A 20853-nucleotide genomic window follows, 5' to 3' on the forward strand; every position below is an offset into this window, starting at 1 on the left:
TATTATTATTATTAAAATTTAAAATTATAAGTTACAGATGGTACTATACCAAATATTGAGGTACGTAAGGCTTCATTGTTTCCAGTGTCTTCATTTCTGGAAAAATTAATAGAAGCAGCATTTTTACGGTTATAAACGTTGTATATGCCAAATACCCATTGTGCTTGTAATTTTCTGTTTTTATTTTTTCTAGGAGTTAGTGTGGCAGATATATCTAACCTATTGTAGCTTGGTAGACGTTGATTGTTACGGTCTCCATAAATAGGAATACTTAAGTCTTTGTATTCAAATTGCCCAATTGGGTAATTTGTAGGTTGCCCAGATTGGTATATTAAATTGCTATTAAAGCTCCATTTGTCATTTATGTTATAACTTGCATTTATAGATAAATCGTGAGTTTTATCAAATGATGTGGTGTACCATTTACCATTGTTAATTCCTGTTTCATTAACTGTTCTAGGTGGAGTTTGTTGTTCGGACTTAGATAAAGTGTAGGATAGCCAGCCGTTTAATTTACCGCTATTTTTCTTAAACATAAATTCTAATCCGTAAGATCTCATTTTGCCATTTAAAATTACTTGCTCTATAGCATCATTAGCAATTAAATTTGCGCCATCTATATAATCTATTCTGTTTTTTACATCTTTGTAATAAGCTTCAGTTTCTAAAGAGTAGCTATCGTTTTTAAAGTTTTTAAAGTAACCTATTGCGTACTGATCTAATATTTGTGGTTTTATATATTTTCCGCTAGGAGACCATACATCTAAAGGAGTAGGGGAGCTGGTATTAGAAAGTAAATGTAGGTACTGAGTCATATGGTTGTAGCTGGCTTTTATAGAGTTGTTATTGTTTAAGGCATATGATAATGCTAGTCTTGGTTCTAAATTGTTAAATGTGGTAATTTGTGCAGACCTTTTAAAGCGTTCTTTACCTATAGGTTCTGCACTCTCGTATATCTGAAAATCGGTATTAAAATTTACAGCTTGGTCGTTTTCATATATAAAAAGTTCATCTTGACCAAGTCTGGTAAAATGACTCCAACGTACGCCGTACTGTAGTGTTAGGTTGTTGGTGACTTTATGTTCTGCATCTATATAAGCGGCAAACTCGTTAGCATATTTGTCTGTTAATTTATTAGTTAGAATGCCAGAATCGCCTCGGTTTGGTTTTATTTCTCCAGGATTAAATCTGTAGTAAGTATTGTTTACTCCGTAATTTAACTTTAAGTCATTAGAAATGTAATTTTTAAAATCGTATTTAAGATTAAAATTTTGTATTCCAGAGTTCCATTTAAAGCCAACAAAATCTAGTTCTAATCCGTAAAAGTAGTCTGAGTAAATTAAGGATAAATTACTAAATAGTTTATCTGAGAATAAATGATTCCACCTTAAATTAATTACAGAGTTACCGTATGTATTTTCAAAACTATTAGCAATACTAAAGACATCTCTACCAAAGTAACCAGATAAGTATATGTTATTGTTTTTATTTATTTTGTAATTAAGTTTAGTGTTTAAATCGTAAAAATACGCCTTGTTGTCATTATCTAATAAGGGTAAAAACAAGTGAGCGTATGAGCTACGACCACCAATTAAAAAAGCACCTTTATCTTTTTTTAATGGCCCTTCTAGTAGTAACCTGCTAGATACTATACCCATACCACCATTAGCTTTAAATTTTTTGCTATTTCCTTCTTTTTGATAAATATCTAGTACAGATGAAATTCTACCTCCATATTTTGCTGGTATGCCACCTTTGTATAGCTTTAAATCTTTTATGGCATCAGGATTAAAAACGGAAAAGAAACCAAATAAATGTGATGAGTTGTAAATAGTAGCTTCATCTAATAAGATTAAATTTTGATCTACAGATCCACCACGTACATTAAATCCAGATGCTCCTTCGCCACCACTAGTAACTCCAGGTAGTAGTAAAATTGATTTTAGCACATCTGCCTCTCCTAAAATTGCGGGTATTTTTTTTATACTGCTAGATGAGAGCGAGTTTACACTCATTTGTGGTTTTCTAATACTAATTTTTTCAATGTCTTCAGTAAGTATAACTTCGTTTAACTGCTCAACGGCTTCATTAAGTTGAAGATTTAATGTAGTGTCTTTGGTTAAATTTATTTCTTTTTTAATGTCATTAAAACCAATATAGCTTACAATTATTGTGTAGTTTCCTTTAGGTAAAGTTAAGGAGTAAAACCCGTATTCATTAGTAATAACTCCTGTTTGTAATTCTGGTACTGCTATAGATACGCCAATTAGTGTTTCATTACTAGAGGCTTCTGTAATGGTTCCAAATAAAGTAATTTTTTCTTGAGCTTTAGTTGCTGTAAAGGCGAACAAAAATATTAAAAAGCAGACAATGGGTCTGTGCATAGTTGGTGTGGTTTTTTGTAAAAATAGCCACTTTTGTTGCTAGAATATAATAGTTAACATTTATTTAAAACAAAAAAAGCCTATTCGTTGTTAATGAATAGGCTTTTGTATGATAATAAATATATTAAATACTACTAATAATAGTGTTTAGCGTATTACTAGGTCTCATAGCTTTGGCTAAAATCTCTTGGTTAGGTAAGTAGTAGCCTTCTATATCTACACTAGATCCTTGAGCGTTAATTAACTCTTCGTTTATTTTACTTTCATTATCTTTTAATGAAGTGTAAACGTCTTTAAATTTAGCTTGCAGTGTAGGACTCTTAGTTTGGTTAGCTAATGCTTCTGCCCAGTATAGTGTTAAGTAAAAGTGAGAACCTCTATTGTCTATTTCATTTACTTTTCTAGATGGAGATTTATCGTTTAATAAAAACTTTTCTGTAGCATCACCTAAAGCTTCGGCTAAAACAAGTGTGTCTTTATTATTAGATTTTTCAGCTTCGTGTTCTAAAGAAACTTCTAAGGCTAAAAACTCACCTAATGAATCCCAACGTAAATGACCTTCTTCTGTAAATTGCTCTACGTGTTTAGGAGCAGATCCACCAGCACCAGTTTCAAACAAACCACCACCATTCATTAAAGGTACAATAGATAGCATTTTTGCGCTTGTACCAACTTCTAAAATTGGAAATAAATCTGTTAAGTAATCTCTAAGTACATTACCAGAAACCGAAATAGTGTCCTTACCGTCTTTAATTCTGGCAAGTGTGTATTCTGTTGCTTTTAAAGGAGAAAGAATTAGAATTTCTAGGCCAGAAGTGTCGTGATTAGGTAAATAAGCTTTTACTTTTTTAATTAATTCTGCATCGTGAGCTCTTTCTTCATCTAACCAAAAAACAGCAGGTGTATTAGTTGCTCTAGCTCTAGATACTGCTAATTTAACCCAGTCCTGAATAGGAGCATCTTTAACCTGGCACATTCTCCAGATATCACCAGCTTCTACATTGTGCTCTACAAGTACTGTACCGCTAGCATCTATAACTTGTACTTTTCCGTTGTTTGCAATTTCAAACGTTTTATCATGAGATCCGTATTCCTCTGCTTTTTGAGCCATTAAACCAACGTTAGGGACTGTACCCATTGTTGTAGGATCAAAAGCGCCGTGTTTTTTACAGAAGTCTATAGTAGCAGAATAAATTTCTGCATAACTACTGTCAGGTATAACGGCTAAAGTGTCTTGTGCTTTTCCTTCTGCATTCCACATTTGTCCAGAGTTACGTATCATTGCAGGCATAGAAGCGTCAATAATAACATCACTAGGTACGTGAAGGTTTGTTATTCCCTTATCAGAATTAACCATTGCTAAATCTGGACCATTTTCTATAGTCTTTTCAATTTCAGCTTTAATTTCAGCACCATTAGATATTTTATCTAATTTATTTAATAAGCTTTCTAAGCCGTTGTTTGCGCTTATTCCGTTTTCTTCAAAAACTTTACCGTACTTTTTAAATACATCAGCAAAGAAAACTTCTACAGCGTGACCAAAAATGATTGGATCAGAAACTTTCATCATAGTTGCTTTCATATGTAAAGAAAACAATATGCCAGCATCTTTAGCTTCTTTCATTTGTTCTTGTAAAAAAGCTAAAAGAGCCTTGTTGCTCATTACTGTTGCGTCTATAATTTCGCCATCTAGTAAAGAAATTTTTTCTTTCAATACATCTTTAGAGCCATCTTCTTTAACTAAAACAATGCTAACATCTGTTGCTTTATCTAGTGTAATAGATTTTTCATTGGCTTTAAAATCTCCTGATGACATAGTGGCAACTTGAGATTTAGAATCTGGGCTCCAAGGTCCCATAGAGTGTGGGTTTGCTTTTGCGTAATTTTTAACAGCTTTAGGAGCTCTACGGTCAGAGTTACCCTCACGTAATACTGGATTTACAGCACTACCTTTAATTTTGTCAAAACGACCTTTAATTTCTTTTTCTTTAGCGTCTTTAGGATCGTCTGGATAGCTAGGAATAGCGTAACCTTTAGATTGTAATTCTGCAATGGCTTCTTTAAGTTGAGGAATAGAAGCGCTAATGTTTGGTAATTTTATAATGTTAGCCTCTGGGCTTTTTGCCAATTCTCCTAGTTGAGCTAAAGCATCTTCAAATTGTTGCTCTTTAGATAAATAATCTGGAAAAACAGCTAATATACGAGCTGCTAAAGAGATGTCTTTTGTTTCCATTTCTATACCTGTAGTTTTGGTAAAAGCTTGTACAATTGGTAAGAAAGATTGAGTTGCTAAAGCAGGAGCTTCATCAGTTTTTGTATATATTATTTTTGGCATATTATATTGATTTATTTTAAGCGAAACAAATATACAATTTTCAGCTATCTTAAGGAATGAGATATTTTTAAAAAACTATTAAAAATTGTGATTATTATGCAATAAATCAGTAAAAACAAAAGCCATATCATTGTAATGTATACATTGATATGGCTTTTAGAAACAATTCTTAACTTTTGTTTGTTTTATACCTTCTATAAAACGGCAACCATTGATTGCAGTTAACTTTTGTTTCTACGTTTAAAATAAAATGAATACTTCATATAAATCAAGTCAATCATTATATTTCTTCTTGTTACCACCTTTAAGTTAATTAAACATATAATTTATTAAATTAAAAATCTACAATTAAATTTTATCAACTTATTGTAGGCCTTCTTGTTAAAGCAATTAAGAATGTGCCTTAATTAGTTTATTTGAGGTCTTGTAACAATATAAAGAACGCAACTTTATAGAAATTTACTAAACACTTAACCATTAAAAATGATATTACTAGTAAACAACACTTAAAATTAATAAAAAATAATTAATAAACCTATAATTTTAACATATTCTATTTATTTTAAAATTTAACTGTGTATTTGGTAATTGTGTTAACAAAAAAAAGTCTACCGTTAGGTAGACTTTTTACTATTGTATTAGAAGTTGTATTATTTACGAACTTCTTTAATTCTTGCTTTCTTACCAGTAAGACCTCTAAAGTAGAAGATACGAGCTCTACGTACTTTACCTTTCTTATTGATTTCAATTTTTTGTAGTGCAGGTAAATTAACAGGGAAAATACGCTCAACACCAACAGTACCAGACATTTTACGAATAGTAAAAGTTTCTGTAGCACCGCTACCTCTTCTTTGGATAACTACACCTCTAAAGAACTGAGTACGAGTTTTTTCACCTTCCTTAATTTCGTAGTATACAGTAATTGTATCACCAGCAGAGAATTTTGGAAAATCTTTTTTTGGAACAAATTCGTCTTCAACAAATTTAATTAATGCTTCCATCTTGTGTTTTTTTATATAAGTTTATTAAAATCAACAGTTCACGTGTTTCGCCAGAGGTTAATTTTAAATCGAGTGCAAAAATACATTATTAATTACATATAGCAAGTTTTGAATTGTATTTTTTGCTTTAAAATAGTTATTATGACTCTTTTTTTAATTTGCTAACGGCTATAATAAAGCCTATGACAAAAATAATAGAGAAGAAACAACTTAATACATTAACACTATAGTTAGCTAACATTAGTTGCTCCATGTCTAAATTAAGTGCGCTTGTTAGTGCTGTTATTATTGGGTATGCTATTGTACACAAAAAGCTTACAATGCTACCAATAATCATAAAAACACCAGCTATATCCTTCTTTTTGGTGGTGTAAATTATAGCTCCAATAGTTGTTGTTATGGCTATTAGGGCGTAAAATATTGAAGTTATTCCGTATAATATTTCAAAATTATCAATCATTGTCTAGTAAATCTGGTCTTAATTGTTTGGTTCTTTCATAGGCTTGGTCTTCTCTCCATTTTTCTATTTTAGGAAAGTTACCATTAAGTAATACTTCTGGTACTTTTAACCCTTTGTATTCGGCAGGTCTTGTGTAAACTGGTGGGGCTAATAAATTATCCTGAAAAGTGTCTGTTAAAGCAGATGTTTCATTATTTAATACACCAGGAATTAACCTAATAATGGTGTCGCATAAAACTGCAGCACCAAGTTCTCCTCCAGATAATACGTAATCTCCAATAGATATTTCTTTAGTAATTAAGGTATCTCTTACTCTTTGATCTACACCTTTATAATGTCCGCAAAGAATAATTATATTTTCTGATAAGGATAGTGTGTTGGCCATTTTTTGGTTTAAAGTACTACCGTCTGGAGTCATATAAATAACATCATCATAAGTACGCTCTGCTTTTAACTTGCTTATGCATTTGTCTATAGGTTCTATCATCATAACCATACCGGCACCACCACCAAATTGGTAATCATCTATTTGGTTGTAGCTTTTGTCTGTGTAATCTCTTAAGTTATGAAAATGAACTTCTACAAGTCCTTTTTCTATAGATCTTTTTAAAATTGATGCCTCAAACGGACTTTTTAATAACTCTGGTAAAACCGTAATAATATCTATTCTCATACTAAATTATTGGCAGCAAATATACAATTTAGATTTTGCTATTTGGCTGTCCAAAAGTAGTGAAAAGAGTTTGTGTCTTTTTTCCAGTTTAATTTTTCGTATAATTTTTGTGCAGGGTTGTCTGTTGCAGTCTCTAATGCAACTCCCTTATACTTATTTTCTAAACAAAACTTTTGTGCTTTTTGGAGTAGGGCAGCACCAATATTTTTAGATCTGTAATTTGCATCCACAAATAAATCGTTTAATATAAATATAGGTAGTAGAGATACTGATGAGTATGAGGTATAGAGTTGTGTAAAGCCAACGGCTTCATCACCTTTAAAAGCAATAAAAATATGAGATTGTTCTTTGGTTAATCTTTCTTTTAAAAAATTAATTGCAGCCTCTAAATTAGATTCTTGCTTGTAAAATATTCTGTAATTATTAAATAGAGGAGCTACTAAAGCTATGTGTTCTAGTGTTGCTTTTTTTACTGTTACCATAGTTTTTAAAATAAAAAAGCTCCTTATAAAGGAGCTTAGTAAAAATTATTTTTTTTGCTTGTTGAGTTCGTCCATAAGCTGTCTGCTTATTTTTTGTTCTCGCTCTAAAGCTCTTCTTCGGTGGTCTTCAAACTCAGTCTCTAATTCTGCTAAGTTTGTTTTAGCTTCTTGCGTTAATACATTACTTTTTCTAAATCTGTAGATAAATAATAATAATAACGTAAGTAAACCACCAATAATAGACCACAATATAAGGTTGTATGTTACTTTAGATACTTGCATACCTAAAAAAGACATACTGTCTTTTTCCTCTGTAATTGCAGAAAGGTTTTTGGTTGTAGCGTCTAATTTTTGATTTAGATCACTAATGGTAGTTTCGTTTTCTTTAATAGTGCTTTTTAAAGATGTTTCAGTTTTACCGTAAGCAGACAAAGAATCTAATACATTCTTCTTTAGCTTAGCTAAATTTGTAACTTTTACAACTTCATATTTAACACCAAGAGCTCTATAGTTACCAGATTTTTTGGCAACGTATTCAAATTGCGATTCAATAGGACCACTTTCTAAAGAAAAAGTAGTTTCTTCATCTTCTGATTCGTTTTCTTCTTGAGCAAACTGTACGTTCCATACTAGTAAAGCAATAAATATTGGTAATAGCTTTAAGCCTTTCATATAATGTTGTGTTTTAAAAAATTCTAATGAAGCGGCTAAAGTAATTTAATATTTTTAGATAAGAAAAAAACTCCGCTGAAACTTGGAGAATAATATAGGATTTCTCCTAAAATTAGCTCCAATTTATGAGTTACAACGAAGTTTTCCAACACATAATCGATTAATAGTAAGTAAATCTTCTTACTTTAGAGATGTACTTAGCTAATCTTATTACTTGATGAGAGTATCCATATTCATTATCATACCAGATATATAAAATAATGTTTTTACCATCTTTAGAAACTATGGTAGCAGGGCTGTCATAAATTGATGGGGCAGAAGTGCCAACAATATCAGATGATACTAACTCATTATTTAAAGAGTATTTAATTTGCTCTACAAGGTCACCTTCTAAAGCGTATTTTTTAAGAATTGTATTAATACCTTCTTTAGATGTTTTATTATTAACATCTAAGTTTAATATAGCTAAAGACCCGTTTGGTACAGGAACTCTAATTGCATTAGAACTTAATTTGCCTTCTAAACTAGGTAGCGCTAAACATACTGCTTTACCAGCACCAGTTTCTGTTATTACCATATTTAGTGCAGCTGCTCTACCACGACGGTATTTGCTATGCATGTTATCTACTAAATTCTGGTCGTTAGTATAGGCGTGTATAGTTTCTAAATGTCCTTTTTTAACACCTAAAGAATCTTCTACAATTTTTAAAATTGGAGTAATTGCATTTGTTGTGCAAGATGCAGCAGAAAATATTTTAGTAGTGTCTGGATTGTGCTCTAGGTGGTTAACACCGTGTACTATATTTGGTATTCCTTTACCAGGAGCTGTTAGTAAAACTCTAGACGCTCCTTTAGATTGTAAGTGTCTGCTTAAGGCTTCTTTATCTCTAAATGCACCAGTATTATCTATAATTAAGGCGCTAATTATACCATATTTAGTATAGTCTATATCTTCTGGTTTTTGTGCAGATATAATATGTACTGTTGTGCCATTAATAATTAATGCACTGTTTTCTACATCTACATCTATAGTGCCTGTAAAGTGACCGTGAACAGAATCTGTACGTAAAAGGCTAGCTCTTTTTTCTAATACATCTTTGTTTACAGTACCTCTAGTAACAATTGCTCTAAGTCTTAATTGGTTTCCTTTACCAGTTTTAGCCATAAGTTCTCTGGCAACTAACCTACCAATTCTACCAAAACCGTAAAGAACAACGTCTTTTGGTTTAATAGTTTTAGCGCCATCAGCATCTTTTAATTTGTCTAAAACAAATGCTTTAACATTGCTGTAGTTGTTGTCATCTGCGTGGTATTCATAAGTTAATTTACCTATGTCTAATTTTGCAGGTGGTAATTTAATGTCGTTAATTGCTCTTAAGATTTCAACAGAATCAAAAATTGAAATTGGTTTTTGTACAAATTCACCTGCATACTCGTGTAGGTTAATAATGTCGCTTACATTTTTATCAATAATCTGATTTTTGAAAAGAACTACCTCAATAGACTTGTCATACCACAGGTTGCTCACAATTTTTATGAACTCTGTAGTTGCTTTTCTACGGTCTGCTTGAAAAGCTAATTCTTTCTCGTACGATTTACTGGCACTCATTAAATATGATTTAAAAATGAATTTAATTTTGCGCAAAAGTACTATATTTCAAACGTTTTCGTAAAGTGTTTTGGTAAAAAAAAATGCAGACTTCGTTAAGTCTGCATTTTTAACCGTTTAAAAGGATTGTGTTTGTTACTTATTGAAAGATAAGACGTTCTCTTTCTCCTTTTTCGTTTACCATAGTAATACTTGTGTAACCGTATCTGCCAATAGCACTAAAAAGGTTTTTAGCGTCGTAAACATTTTTAATTTCTTTTTTTCCTACAGCTATTAGTACTTTACCTTCTAGGTTGTACATTCTGTATAGCTCAGGCACACCTATAATTTTAACTCCGTTTTTAGTTCTAAATTTTTTCTTATCCTTGTCGTTAAGGTTTTTAACTTCTAGGCCAAGACCTTCAATAATTATAGTTTGTCTTTCTTTTAGTATCACTGGTTTTAGAATCTCTTCATCATCTCTTTTAATAGCTATTTGTATAGTGTCTCCAGGTCTTTTAGATGATAAATAACCATTTAGATCTGCTAATTTATGAATATCAACTTCATCAGTTTTTTTAATAATATCACCACTTTGTAAACCAGCCTCAAAAGCGCCAGAGTCCTCGGTTACATCTTCAATATAAACACCATCAACTTCATTTAAGCCGTTTTCTACAGCGTATCTAGAGTTAACTTTAGGAGTAGAAATACCTAAAATTCCGTCTAAAACATTACCATATTCAATAATATCATCTACAACCTTTTTAGCAATATTACTTGGTACGGCAAAAGAATAGCCTACATAAGAGCCAGTTCTAGATGTAATAGCTGTGTTAACACCTATTAAATCTCCATTAGTATTTACTAATGCACCACCACTGTTCCCAGGGTTTACAGCAGCATCAGTCTGTATAAAAGATTGTGTTTTGTTGTTGGTATCTAAGTTACGAGCCTTAGCGCTTATAATACCAGCGGTAACAGTAGAAGTTAAATTAAATGGGTTGCCTACAGCTAAAACCCACTCACCAACTTTAGCATTATTACTATCACCAAAAGCTAAATATGGTAATTTTCTCTTTGCATCAATCTTTAAAAGAGCAATATCTGTATTAGGGTCTGTGCCAACTAACTCTGCTATGTATGTTTTGTTATTATTTAAAGTAACCTGTAGTTGTGTGGCATTGTCTATAACGTGGTTGTTTGTAACAATGTAGCCATCTTCAGAAATTATAACCCCGGAACCAGTGCCAACTTGTGGCTCTGCAGAAACACTTTGTCCGTAAAAAAAGTGCAATACTCTATTTTTTTCCTCGTTTATAGATACATTTTTAACGTGTACTACTGCGTTAACCGTATTTTCTGCTGCAGATGTAAAATCTACTTCGTTTATACCTGCTCCTCTAAATGAAACAGGAGTATTACTTGTTTTAAAAGTAGACGCATTAGAATCTTCTGTTATAATGTGATAATTTTGCTTCTCCAAAAATAATTTATAGGCTCCTAATGTAATTGTGCCAGCAAGCACAGAAACGGCTAGTAAACTTGTTATTTTTTTCATAATCATTCAATATATTAACATTTACAACCGTAAAATTATAGATTTTATATTTTAAAAGATCTAATTTAACGTCTTTTTAACTGCTAAAAAAACCTTAACAAATTATATATTTGTGACTATGCAAATTACATTTTATAAATATCAGGGAACAGGAAACGATTTTGTTATGATAGATAACAGAGATCTTAGTTTTCCTAAGCAAGATACCAAGTTAATTAATAAACTTTGCGACCGCAGATTTGGAGTAGGAGCAGATGGCTTAATATTATTAGAGAATGATGATAATTTAGATTTTAAAATGGTGTACTACAACGCAGATGGTAACGAGAGTACTATGTGCGGTAATGGCGGAAGATGTCTTGTTGCTTTTGCTAATTTTTTAGGAGTAGTAAAAGGTGAGGCTACATTTAATGCTGTAGATGGCTTGCATAATGCTACTATTAATGGTGATGTTGTAAGCTTACAAATGATAAATGTTGAAACAATTAAGGAAAAAGAATCGTATTTGTTTTTAGACACAGGTTCTCCACACCACGTGCAATTGGTGCCTAATGTTACAGATTTTGATGTTTTTGCTGAAGGAAAAAAAATAAGATACGGACTTTATGGAGCTGCTGGTAGTAATGTAAATTTTGTAACTAAAAATGATAAAGGTTATGAGGTTAGAACTTATGAAAGAGGTGTTGAAGATGAAACTTTGTCTTGTGGCACTGGTGTTACAGCTGTTGCTTTGGCAATGCATAAATCTGGAGATACAAATGCAACTACAATACCAATAAAAGCTATGGGAGGTAATTTAGAAATTAGCTTTACGGTAGAAGAAGAAGGTTATAAAAATATTTTTTTAACAGGACCAGCAAAACAAGTTTTTAAAGGTGAAATAGTATGTTAAATCTACAAGGAGAGCGTGTTTACTTAAGAGCAATAGAGCCCAATGACTTAGATTTTTTGTATCAGTTAGAGAACGATACAGCTATTTGGGAAATTAGTGGTACTACGGCTCCATATGCAAAGCATATTTTAGAGTTGTATTTGCAAAACGCATACAAAGATATTTATGAGGCTAAACAACTGCGTCTTTGTATTTGCGATGCAGAACATACTGTATTAGGTTTGGTAGATTTGTTTGATTTTGACCCTGCAAATAAAAAAGTAGGTTTAGGTATTATTGTATCAGAAAAAAAGAAAAGAAATAAAGGAATAGGAGCAGAGGCTTTAGAGTTGGTTTGTTCTTATGTGTTTAAAGTATTGCACTTGCATCAAATTTATGCTAATGTTTTAGTAGACAATGAAGCTAGTAAGCATTTGTTTAAAAAAATGGGATTTGTTGCTGTTGGTGTTAAAAAAGATTGGATTTTTACAGGCGGAGAATTTAAGGACGAAATATTATATCAAAAGATAAATAATTAATGTATATAAAGAAGATTTTAGTAGCAATTTTGCTAATTGGTTTAGTGGGTTGTAGTGTGTTTGCCTATATGGTATATGGTGTATTTTTTACAGATAATACTAATTTTAATAATGATGATGCATACTTATATGTAAAATCTACTGATACATTTAAAGATGTAAAAGAACAAATTACGCCTTTACTTAAAGATGTTGAAGATTTTGAAGCTGCGGCAAAACGTAAAGGATATATTTCTAATGTTAAGTCTGGTAAGTTTGTTGTTAAAAAAGGAATGAATAATAATGAAATTATTAATTCTCTTCGTGGGCGTAATATTCCTGTAAAAGTATCTTTTAACAATCAGGAAACCTTAGAAGATTTGGCAGGTAGAGTTGCTGTGCAGATAGAAGCTGATAGCTTATCTTTATTAAATGCGTTTAATGATAAGTCTTTTTTAAAAGAAAATAACTTTACCAATGATAATAAGTTGGCAATGTATATACCTAATAGTTATGAGTTTTATTGGAATAGTTCTGCAGAGACTTTTAGATCTAAAATGCTTACAGAGTACAAGCGTTTTTGGAATGATAGTAGAAAGGCAAAAGCAAAAGCTTTAGGTTTGTCTAAAAACCAAGTTGTAGCATTGGCATCTATAGTACATAAAGAAACTGCAAAAGTGGATGAAAGACCAAGAGTTGCTGGCGTGTATTTAAATAGGTTGCGTAAAGGAATGCTATTACAGGCAGATCCAACTGTTATTTATGCGTTAAAATTGCATCAAAATAACTTTAACCAAGTAATTAAACGAGTACTTTATAAAGATTTAGAATTAGACTCTCCATATAACACATATAAGTATTCAGGATTGCCTCCTGGGCCAATTGCAATGCCAGATATTTCTGCTGTAAATGCTGTTTTAAATTCAGAAAAGCACAACTACTATTACTTTGTTGCTAACGTAGAAAACTTTGGTTATCACAAGTTTGCGAAGACATTATCGCAACATAACCGAAATAAAGAGCAGTATATCCGATGGATAAATAAGCAAAACATTAACAGATAAGCACTTTATCCGTTAATTGGTGTCGAATATCCTAAAAATCTCATCTTTTATGCTTTTTTAACATTCTAAGAACAATATGAGAGGTAAATTTGCACCCGAGAAATTTAAGCGGACTTAATATTAATTTAATATTAGACTGTAAGTCTTAAGAAATGAAACTATATGAGAAAGTGGATTAGTAAATTAATCCCCCTAATCATGATTTTTATTTTAACGAGTTTTAGTTACAATATTATTGCGCCAAAAATAGGAACTGTAGCATTGCCTAAAACACTTAAAATAGGTGAACCTACTGAAGTTTTGTATCCCAAATACAAAACTACTATTGTAAATGATGATGATGAAATGTTGAGTGTAAATCCACCTTTTTTAGGGGATTCATACAATGCATTTAAAGAAGCTCTTGCATTTAAGGAGTCTCAGGGAGATTATTTTGTAACCAATACGTTAGGGTACTTAGGTAAGTATCAGTTTGGTACAGAAACACTGCAGTTATTAGGGGTTACAAATGTAACAGCCTTTTTAGGCAATCCAATCTTACAAGAAAAGGTATTTTATACCAACTTGTGTAGAAATAAATGGATTTTGCGTAGAGATATTAAGCGATTTGCAGGTCGTAAAATAGCCGGATTGGAAATAACAGAATCTGGAATCTTGGCAGCAGCACATTTAGCAGGACCAGGTAACGTAAAAAAGTTTTTACGTTCTAGAGGTACTCATACAGTGCAAGATGCTTATGGATCTAGTATTGTTTATTACATAAAAATCTTTGCAGGATACGATGTATCTGCGGTAAAGTCGGTAAGAAACCCAAGAATTTAAAGTACTACACAATGAAAATGGAAAAAGCCTCAGCGTAATGCGAGGCTTTTTTTATGCTTGAAAAAGAAATATTGTTGGTCTTTTGTTTAAGTCTACATTAATTTTTTTCCAATCAGCAATAGTGTTAGTTGCTATTTGCTCTGTTGGTAAAGTAATGTCTGTTGCAATACATAATAATGTATGCGGAGCAAGTGTTTTTAAAAACTCAGCTAACAATTTATCATTTCTGTACGGTGTTTCTATAAATATCTGTGACTGATCGTTATCCTTGGAGATGCGTTCCATTTTTTTAATAGTAGCTTTTCTTTCTCCATTATCAATAGGTAAATAGCCATTAAAAGCAAAGCTTTGTCCGTTTAATCCACTAGCCATTAGTGCTAAAAATATAGAAGAAGGTCCTACTAAAGGTACAACTTGTATGTTTTTTTGATGCGCAATTTTTACTACCTCTGCACCAGGGTCAGCTATTCCTGGGCAACCAGCTTCAGATATTATTCCTATGTTTTTTCCTTCAAAACAAGGGTTTAAGAAGCTAGGTATTGTTTGTGGGTCTGTAAATTTGTTAATTAATTCTATATGTAAGCTTGGTTGAGATTTTCCTGAGCTTATTTTTTTTATAAACCTTCTTGCTGTTTTTTCGTTTTCTACAATGTAATAATCTATTTGTTCAATAGTACGCTTAATAGAAATGGGCAACACTTCTAAGGGTTCATTGTCTCCTAAGGTAGTAGGGATTAAGTATATTTTTCCTGTTTTGGTTGTGTTGTCCATAGCTATTGGTCTTTAAGTGTTTTGGCAATATTGTTACAGGCTTGGTCTATTAAGTTGTATACATTTTCAAAACCTTGGTCGCCTCCGTAATATGGGTCTGGTACTTCTGTGGTGCTTGTATTTGTGTGCTCTAATAAAAGAGAAACTTTGTTTTTTTGCTCTTGGTTTTGAGCAAGTGCAACTACATTATTGTAATTGTTGTTGTCCATCACATAAATATTAGTAAACTCTTTAAAATCTTTTACAGTAAATTTTCTGCAAACTTGTTTGCTAATATCTATGCCATATTTTTTTGCAACAGCAATAGATCTAGGATCAGGTGCATTACCAATATGGTAGCCAGCAGTACCTGCAGAATCTATAAAAGTAGTAGTAGGGTCTACCTTGTTTTTAAGTATCCCTTCTGCCAATGGTGACCTACATATATTTCCTAGGCAAACCATTAGTATTTTTGTTTTCATCTTAAAAGTTTAAGAGAATTTTTTAGTAAGATCTTCTATGTATTTACGAAACTGTTTGTCTGTTTCTGCTAAATTATCAACAGTTTTGCAAGCATGTAATACTGTAGCGTGGTCTCTTTTTCCAATTTGAGATCCAATACTAGCTAAAGATGCTTTTGTGAATCTTTTTGCAAAAAACATTGCTAATTGTCTAGCTTGTACAATATGTCTTTTTCTAGTTTTAGACTGTAGAGTAGAAACATCCATTTCAAAATAATCAGAAACCACTTTTTGTATGTAGTCTATAGATACTTCTCTTTTGGTGTTTTTAACAAATTTTTCTACAATTTGCTGTGCTAGTTCTATTGTAATTTCTTTTTTGTTGAAAGATGATTGTGCAATTAAAGAAATAACAGCACCTTCTAGTTCTCTAATATTAGATTTGATGTTTTTAGCAACGTAATCTATAATTTCTTCAGGCATTTCAACGCCATCTCTATAAAGCTTGTTCTTTAAAATAGAAACTCTAGTTTCATAATCTGGAGTTTGTAATTCAGCAGATAATCCCCATTTAAATCTAGATAGTAAACGCTGTTCTATGTCTTGCATATCTACAGGAGCTTTATCAGAAGTTAAAATTACCTGTTTGCCATTTTGATGTAAATGGTTAAATATGTGGAAAAATACATCTTGCGTACCAGATTTACCAGATAAAAACTGTACATCATCAATAATTAAAATATCTATTAATTGATAAAAATGAATAAAATCATTTCTAGTGTTCTTTTTAACAGACTCTATATATTGTTGTGTAAATTTTTCAGCAGAAATGTATAAAACAGTTCTTTCTGGGTATTTATCTTTTATTTCTACACCAATTGCGTGTGCTAAGTGTGTTTTGCCTAAACCAACACCTCCAAAAATTAACAATGGATTAAAAGAGGTTCCGCCTGGTTTGTTGGCAACTGCCATACCTGCAGATCTAGCTAACCTGTTAGAGTCACCTTCTAAAAAGTTGTCAAAGTTATAGTTAGGATTTAATTGAGATTCAATTTTAATATTTCTAATACCTGGTATAACAAAAGGGTTTCTTAGCTCAGGATTTTTAGATTTAATTGGTACATCTAATTCTTGAGGAGAAACTGTAGTTCTGTTAGAACTTGGTATTTTTTCTGTAAACGGCTCTCTGTTGCCGTATGTGTTCTCCATTCTTATTATGTAAACTAGTTTAGCGCTTTCTCCTAGCTCTTTAGTTAGGGAAACTTTTAATAGTTTAACATAATGCTCTTCTAGCCATTCATAAAAGAATTTACTAGGAACTTGTACACTTAAAGAGTTATCAGATAGTTTAATTGGTTTTATGGGTTCAAACCATGTTTTGAATGCTTGGGGTTGTATGTTATCTTTGATAAAAGACAAACAATTATTCCATACTGATTCTGCAGTAACACTCATTATAAGATAATCTTTTTTTTGGTTAGTATTTTTGTTCTAATCTGAAAGAAAATAAAGGGGTGTTAACTTCCTTATCAGGGGAGGCAAATATGTGAACAAAATTTCTAAAAAAAAAATCAATTACTATTGAATTTCAAGTTTTTTTTTTGCATGTTGTATTCACAAAATATTTCACCCTTTAAATATATAATTTTTGTTGATATAATATGCGAAAAAATGAAATTACTTTTACTGTAAGATACGGAGAAACAGATCAAATGGGTGTGGTGTATCACGGCAATTACGCGCAGTACTTGGAGCTAGGGAGGTTAAGCTGGCTAAAGGATTTAGACGTTTCCTACAAGAAAATGGAAGAGAACGGTATTATATTGCCAGTAATTTCCTTACAAATAAATTTTAAGCAATCTGCGTTGTACGATGATGCTATAACTGTTGTTACAAGACTTAAAAAAAGACCAGCTGTTAAGATTGAATTTGATTACGAAATTTTTAATGAAAAAGGTGATTTGTTAGTAACTGCAAATACTGTTTTGGCTTTCTTAAATAAAGAGACAAAAAGACCTATAAAATGTCCGGATTATGTGTTAAAAAAGATTGATGATTTTTACGACCTTTAATTTTGAATTTTTATATACTGCATGGTATCAAAAATGTTGAAAACTTCTTCAGCTTTTGTTTTTCTAACAGAGATTACATAAGTGCAGTTAGCTTCCAATTTTTGAGATACAATGTCTAGTTTTTTTTGCTTTATAACGCGCATTACGCTATTCATATCTTTGTAGTCAAAAGTAAGAGTGTATAGTTGTGTTATTATTTTCTTTTTAATTTCTGCTTCGTCCAATGCAATTTGTGCAGCGGTCCTGTAGGCGCTTATTAATCCGCCAACACCTAGTTTTGTGCCTCCAAATATACGAGCAACTGCAACAAGTACATTTGTAAGGTCATAAGCTTGTATTTGGCCATAAATAGGTAAGCCTGCAGAATTGTTAGGTTCTCCGTCATCATTGGCTCTATATCGTACGTTATCTGTGCCTAATTGCCACGCATAGCAGACGTGGTTTGCGGTGTGGTGTTGTTTCTTTAATTCTTCAATAATAGGTTTAACGTCATCTTCTGTAGTTATGGGGAATACGTAACCAAAGAATTTGCTTTTTCGGTCTTTATATAAAATTTCTGGGCTTGGATTGTCTATAGTTAAATACGTGTCTTTTTCTTTATTCATATTACAATGCCATTAAAATTATACTACATACAGCCAAGCTAATCCCTATCCAGTTTTTAGCGCTTAGTTTTTCTTTAAAAAATAATATACCAATTAGTGTGGTAAACAAAACAATTGCAACATTGTTAATTGTAAAAATTGATGCACTAGAAAAATCGGATCCACGTAATGCTTTTATTAAAAAATAAATTGAAAAAAAGTTAGGAATACCAAGAAAAACACCTGCTATCACGTTTTTTAAGTTAATTTTTAGGGGGTATTTTTTTGCTCTTACTAGTATAAAAATGATACCAAATAAACCAGCGGCTATAAATATAACTGAAGAAAATAAGGGTATTTTTTGCTCATCTACGTGTGCTTCTTCTAAATATTTAATAGTAATATCTATGGTTCCGGAACCAATAAACACTAAAAAAGGAAGTAGAAGAGATTTTATATTAAACGTACCAGTATTTTTTTTTATTGAAGCAAGATAAACAGCTGAAAGCGCAAGTAATATACCTGTTGTTTTTAGCGTGGTTAGGTTTTCATTATACATAAAAATACCGCCAAGTACAGGAATTACTAAAGACATTTTTGTAGAAACTGAAGCAACGGAAACGCCTAGTTCTTGAGACGTTTTTGCCATAATGTAAAAAACTAATATAAATAGTATTCCTAAAAATAAGGCACCTCCAAACCAAGACTCATTTTGTAGTTCTGTGGGTTTAATTGGGGTGTTGTAAAATGATAGTCCAACTAGGCAAGCCACAAAATAATTTGTAATTATAGCATATAGCGTTTGTACTTTATAAATATGAAATAGCTTAAATACTATAAAGATTAAACTAGAAAATAAAATGCTTAATACTAAATTTATCATACCTATAATTTGCTCTTTAGGTTGATGATGTCTTCTTTGCCAACTTGTAAATTCCAGCTTTTAATTCCTAATTTTTCTGCGGCAATTGTATTTTCTTTGGTATCATCAATAAAAAAAGATTCTTTAGCCTTTAAGTTGTTTTCTTTTAATACAAACTCATAAATAGCAGCGTCTGGTTTTCTAAAATTTATTAAGTGTGACAAATAAAACTGTTCAAAACAATTTTTGAACCTATTGTATCTGTCAATATTCATATTTTTAATTACTTGTTCTATGTGTAATTCATTGGTATTGCTAAGTAAAAACAAGCGGTAATTAGTTTCTTTGGCAAGAGTTTCAATAAACGTTAATCGTTCTTCAGGAAAATCTAATATAATTTTGTTCCAAGCAATTTTAAGTTGTTCTGGTGTAGCTGTTGTAAAAATTTTATTTGTATCAGCTATAAAATCATCAGAAGAGATTAACCCTTTTTCATAACTCTTCATTAGTGTGTCTAATTCTGGAGTTATTTCTGTAAAACCAAATTTACTCAATTCTAAAGCGGTTGCTGTTTTGTCTAGATTTATAAAAATATCGCCAAAATCAAAAATTATATTCTTAATCATTGTTGTAAATCTTTAAAATGTCGGTTTTAATGTTGGTTGTGGTTTTTAGGTTTCCTTTAAACACTGGAGCTTTAATGCCATCTTTAAATGTAGATACTCCTTTAAAAACTCTTGCTTCATCCCAAAGGTTAGCATCAATAAACGTTTGTAATGTTTTAGTGCCTCCTTCTATAATTACACTAAGGATATTTTGTTTGTGCAAAACTCTACAAATTTCAGTAGCTAATGGTTTTTTAAAGTCTATTTCTTCGTAGTTAATACCATCTAGTTGCTTTTCATGATTAGCTTTCTCGGTAAGTACAATCGTATTTACAGATGTATCTAATATGTTTTTATTTATATCAATCTTTAGGTTTTTGTCTAAAACAATTCTTGTGGGAGGTGTGCCATACCAATTTCTAACATCTAATTTAGGATTGTCTTTTATAACTGTATTTGTGCCTACTAAAATTCCTTGTTCCTCGCTTCTCCATTGGTGTACAAGTTGTCTAGATGCTTTATTAGTTATCCAAAAAGGTTCTGGAGTATTGTTTCGTTTTTCTTGTAACGGGGCAATAAAGCCATCACTAGTTTCTGCCCATTTTAATACTATATAAGGTCTCTTTTTCTCGTAAAAGCATAAAAAACGCTTATGATGATCTCTACATTCCTTCTCTAAAACACCTATTGTTACATTGCATCCTGCCTTTTTAAGTTTTTTAATTCCGTTACCAGCTACTTTTTCATGCGGATCTTTTAACCCTATAACAACATTAGGTATTTTATGTTTTACAATTAAATCTGCGCAAGGTGGAGTTTTTCCGTAGTGGGAGCAAGGCTCCAAGGTAACATATATAGTAGCTTCTTTTAAAGCTAGTTTGTCCTTAACGCTTTTTATTGCATTAACTTCTGCGTGGGAGCCTCCGTACGGAGAAGTAAAACCCTCTCCAATTATTACATTGTTATGCACAATTACTGCGCCAACCATTGGGTTTGGAAAAGTAGAACCTAAACCGTTTTTGGCAATTTCTATACAACGTAAAATGTATTTTTCATGTATCTTCACTTCGCAAAAATAGAATAATATT

Annotated in this window: 21 protein-coding genes; 5 read left to right on the forward strand and 16 right to left on the reverse strand. The window is 31.6% G+C overall.

Going from position 1 to position 20853, the window contains the following annotated elements:
• Window positions 1-11: 11 nt before the first annotated feature.
• From AX016_RS10795 to AX016_RS10835, 9 genes are all read right to left on the reverse strand, one after another.
• Window positions 12-2384 carry a TonB-dependent receptor gene (locus tag AX016_RS10795; RefSeq protein WP_100895618.1) on the reverse strand — a complete coding sequence of 791 codons (2373 nt, stop codon included), beginning with the start codon at window positions 2382-2384 and terminating at the stop codon, window positions 12-14.
• Window positions 2385-2508: 124 nt separating this feature from the next.
• Entirely contained in the window at window positions 2509-4719 is a 2211-nt protein-coding gene (locus AX016_RS10800) for an NADP-dependent isocitrate dehydrogenase (RefSeq protein WP_100895619.1), read from the reverse strand.
• 650 nt (window positions 4720-5369) lie between these two features.
• Window positions 5370-5720, reverse strand: coding sequence for a 50S ribosomal protein L19 (gene rplS / locus AX016_RS10805; protein ID WP_013619598.1), 351 nt, complete (start codon window positions 5718-5720; stop codon window positions 5370-5372).
• Between the two features lie 139 nt (window positions 5721-5859).
• Complete coding sequence (locus tag AX016_RS10810; protein ID WP_100895620.1) at window positions 5860-6180, reverse strand: hypothetical protein; 321 nt, start codon at window positions 6178-6180, stop codon at window positions 5860-5862.
• Entirely contained in the window at window positions 6173-6853 is a 681-nt protein-coding gene (trmD, locus tag AX016_RS10815; RefSeq protein WP_100895621.1) for a tRNA (guanosine(37)-N1)-methyltransferase TrmD, read from the reverse strand. The genes AX016_RS10810 and trmD overlap by 8 nt, the downstream gene beginning before the upstream one ends.
• A gap of 38 nt (window positions 6854-6891) precedes the next feature.
• The gene (locus tag AX016_RS10820) at window positions 6892-7335 is read right to left on the reverse strand and encodes a GNAT family N-acetyltransferase (protein WP_100895622.1); all 444 of its coding nucleotides are present in this window, start codon (window positions 7333-7335) and stop codon (window positions 6892-6894) included.
• Between the two features lie 45 nt (window positions 7336-7380).
• Window positions 7381-8007 carry a tRNA (guanine-N1)-methyltransferase gene (locus tag AX016_RS10825; protein WP_100895623.1) on the reverse strand — a complete coding sequence of 209 codons (627 nt, stop codon included), beginning with the start codon at window positions 8005-8007 and terminating at the stop codon, window positions 7381-7383.
• Between the two features lie 160 nt (window positions 8008-8167).
• On the reverse strand, window positions 8168-9616 hold the full coding sequence (locus AX016_RS10830; RefSeq protein WP_100895624.1) for a glyceraldehyde-3-phosphate dehydrogenase: 1449 nt from the start codon (window positions 9614-9616) through the stop codon (window positions 8168-8170).
• 139 nt (window positions 9617-9755) lie between these two features.
• A complete protein-coding gene (locus AX016_RS10835) occupies window positions 9756-11156 on the reverse strand; it encodes a S1C family serine protease (protein ID WP_198519428.1) in 1401 nt (466 codons plus the stop codon).
• A 118-nt stretch (window positions 11157-11274) separates the two neighbouring features.
• On the opposite strand from AX016_RS10835, the gene dapF reads away from it, so the two are divergent.
• The 4 genes from dapF (at window position 11275) to AX016_RS10855 (ending at window position 14431) form a co-directional block, all read left to right on the forward strand.
• Window positions 11275-12048 (forward strand): diaminopimelate epimerase, encoded by a 774-nt coding sequence (gene dapF, locus AX016_RS10840; RefSeq protein WP_100895626.1) that lies wholly within the window; start codon window positions 11275-11277, stop codon window positions 12046-12048.
• Window positions 12042-12566 (forward strand): GNAT family N-acetyltransferase, encoded by a 525-nt coding sequence (locus AX016_RS10845; RefSeq protein ID WP_100895627.1) that lies wholly within the window; start codon window positions 12042-12044, stop codon window positions 12564-12566. Before dapF ends, AX016_RS10845 begins: the two co-directional genes overlap by 7 nt.
• Window positions 12566-13609: an endolytic transglycosylase MltG gene (gene mltG / locus AX016_RS10850; protein ID WP_100895628.1), complete on the forward strand. Its 1044-nt coding sequence runs from the start codon at window positions 12566-12568 to the stop codon at window positions 13607-13609. Before AX016_RS10845 ends, mltG begins: the two co-directional genes overlap by 1 nt.
• 162 nt (window positions 13610-13771) lie before the next feature.
• Entirely contained in the window at window positions 13772-14431 is a 660-nt protein-coding gene (locus AX016_RS10855; RefSeq protein WP_100895629.1) for a hypothetical protein, read from the forward strand.
• A gap of 51 nt (window positions 14432-14482) precedes the next feature.
• On the opposite strand, the gene AX016_RS10860 is transcribed toward AX016_RS10855, so the two are convergent.
• Genes AX016_RS10860 through dnaA form a run of 3 tightly spaced genes read right to left on the reverse strand, consistent with a single transcriptional unit; the run spans window position 14483 to window position 17097 of the window.
• The gene (locus tag AX016_RS10860) at window positions 14483-15202 is read right to left on the reverse strand and encodes an SAM-dependent methyltransferase (RefSeq protein WP_100895630.1); all 720 of its coding nucleotides are present in this window, start codon (window positions 15200-15202) and stop codon (window positions 14483-14485) included.
• A gap of 2 nt (window positions 15203-15204) precedes the next feature.
• Window positions 15205-15663 (reverse strand): low molecular weight protein-tyrosine-phosphatase, encoded by a 459-nt coding sequence (locus tag AX016_RS10865; protein WP_100895631.1) that lies wholly within the window; start codon window positions 15661-15663, stop codon window positions 15205-15207.
• A 9-nt stretch (window positions 15664-15672) separates the two neighbouring features.
• A complete protein-coding gene (gene dnaA / locus AX016_RS10870) occupies window positions 15673-17097 on the reverse strand; it encodes a chromosomal replication initiator protein DnaA (RefSeq protein WP_077402668.1) in 1425 nt (474 codons plus the stop codon).
• Between the two features lie 206 nt (window positions 17098-17303).
• Here dnaA and AX016_RS10875 point away from each other — a divergent pair, with 206 nt between their 5' ends.
• A complete protein-coding gene (locus AX016_RS10875; protein WP_100895632.1) occupies window positions 17304-17714 on the forward strand; it encodes an acyl-CoA thioesterase in 411 nt (136 codons plus the stop codon).
• Here AX016_RS10875 and AX016_RS10880 read toward each other — a convergent pair.
• From AX016_RS10880 to ribD, 4 genes are read right to left on the reverse strand one after another with little or no spacing between them, the layout of a single operon-like run.
• On the reverse strand, window positions 17711-18319 hold the full coding sequence (locus AX016_RS10880; RefSeq protein ID WP_100895633.1) for an IMPACT family protein: 609 nt from the start codon (window positions 18317-18319) through the stop codon (window positions 17711-17713). The two genes, AX016_RS10875 and AX016_RS10880, sit on opposite strands and share 4 nt — an antisense overlap.
• Before the next feature lies 1 nt (window position 18320).
• Window positions 18321-19181 carry a DMT family transporter gene (locus tag AX016_RS10885; RefSeq protein WP_100895634.1) on the reverse strand — a complete coding sequence of 287 codons (861 nt, stop codon included), beginning with the start codon at window positions 19179-19181 and terminating at the stop codon, window positions 18321-18323.
• Between the two features lie 2 nt (window positions 19182-19183).
• Window positions 19184-19786, reverse strand: a complete 603-nt coding sequence (locus tag AX016_RS10890; RefSeq protein ID WP_100895635.1) for an HAD-IA family hydrolase — start codon at window positions 19784-19786, stop codon at window positions 19184-19186.
• The gene (gene ribD, locus AX016_RS10895) at window positions 19779-20831 is read right to left on the reverse strand and encodes a bifunctional diaminohydroxyphosphoribosylaminopyrimidine deaminase/5-amino-6-(5-phosphoribosylamino)uracil reductase RibD (RefSeq protein ID WP_100895636.1); all 1053 of its coding nucleotides are present in this window, start codon (window positions 20829-20831) and stop codon (window positions 19779-19781) included. Before ribD ends, AX016_RS10890 begins: the two co-directional genes overlap by 8 nt.
• Window positions 20832-20853 lie beyond the last annotated feature (22 nt).

This window comes from Cellulophaga sp. RHA19 (genome assembly GCF_002813425.1).
Lineage (GTDB): Bacteria > Bacteroidota > Bacteroidia > Flavobacteriales > Flavobacteriaceae > Cellulophaga.

Excerpts from the sequence above, each read along its gene's own strand:
- AX016_RS10855 (WP_100895629.1), top strand. The coding sequence starts at position 13,772 with ATGAGAAAGTGGATTAGTAAATTAATCCCCCTAATCATGATTTTTATT.
- AX016_RS10830 (WP_100895624.1), bottom strand. The coding sequence starts at position 9,616 with ATGAGTGCCAGTAAATCGTACGAGAAAGAATTAGCTTTTCAAGCAGAC.
- AX016_RS10865 (WP_100895631.1), bottom strand. The coding sequence starts at position 15,663 with ATGAAAACAAAAATACTAATGGTTTGCCTAGGAAATATATGTAGGTCA.
- AX016_RS10825 (WP_100895623.1), bottom strand. The coding sequence starts at position 8,007 with ATGAAAGGCTTAAAGCTATTACCAATATTTATTGCTTTACTAGTATGG.
- dnaA (WP_077402668.1), bottom strand. The coding sequence starts at position 17,097 with ATGAGTGTTACTGCAGAATCAGTATGGAATAATTGTTTGTCTTTTATC.
- AX016_RS10845 (WP_100895627.1), top strand. The coding sequence starts at position 12,042 with ATGTTAAATCTACAAGGAGAGCGTGTTTACTTAAGAGCAATAGAGCCC.
- AX016_RS10820 (WP_100895622.1), bottom strand. The coding sequence starts at position 7,335 with ATGGTAACAGTAAAAAAAGCAACACTAGAACACATAGCTTTAGTAGCT.
- mltG (WP_100895628.1), top strand. The coding sequence starts at position 12,566 with ATGTATATAAAGAAGATTTTAGTAGCAATTTTGCTAATTGGTTTAGTG.
- AX016_RS10800 (WP_100895619.1), bottom strand. The coding sequence starts at position 4,719 with ATGCCAAAAATAATATATACAAAAACTGATGAAGCTCCTGCTTTAGCA.
- AX016_RS10890 (WP_100895635.1), bottom strand. The coding sequence starts at position 19,786 with ATGATTAAGAATATAATTTTTGATTTTGGCGATATTTTTATAAATCTA.
- AX016_RS10875 (WP_100895632.1), top strand. The coding sequence starts at position 17,304 with ATGCGAAAAAATGAAATTACTTTTACTGTAAGATACGGAGAAACAGAT.
- AX016_RS10810 (WP_100895620.1), bottom strand. The coding sequence starts at position 6,180 with ATGATTGATAATTTTGAAATATTATACGGAATAACTTCAATATTTTAC.
- rplS (WP_013619598.1), bottom strand. The coding sequence starts at position 5,720 with ATGGAAGCATTAATTAAATTTGTTGAAGACGAATTTGTTCCAAAAAAA.
- trmD (WP_100895621.1), bottom strand. The coding sequence starts at position 6,853 with ATGAGAATAGATATTATTACGGTTTTACCAGAGTTATTAAAAAGTCCG.
- AX016_RS10795 (WP_100895618.1), bottom strand. The coding sequence starts at position 2,384 with ATGCACAGACCCATTGTCTGCTTTTTAATATTTTTGTTCGCCTTTACA.
- dapF (WP_100895626.1), top strand. The coding sequence starts at position 11,275 with ATGCAAATTACATTTTATAAATATCAGGGAACAGGAAACGATTTTGTT.
- AX016_RS10880 (WP_100895633.1), bottom strand. The coding sequence starts at position 18,319 with ATGAATAAAGAAAAAGACACGTATTTAACTATAGACAATCCAAGCCCA.
- AX016_RS10835 (WP_198519428.1), bottom strand. The coding sequence starts at position 11,156 with ATGAAAAAAATAACAAGTTTACTAGCCGTTTCTGTGCTTGCTGGCACA.
- AX016_RS10860 (WP_100895630.1), bottom strand. The coding sequence starts at position 15,202 with ATGGACAACACAACCAAAACAGGAAAAATATACTTAATCCCTACTACC.
- AX016_RS10885 (WP_100895634.1), bottom strand. The coding sequence starts at position 19,181 with ATGATAAATTTAGTATTAAGCATTTTATTTTCTAGTTTAATCTTTATA.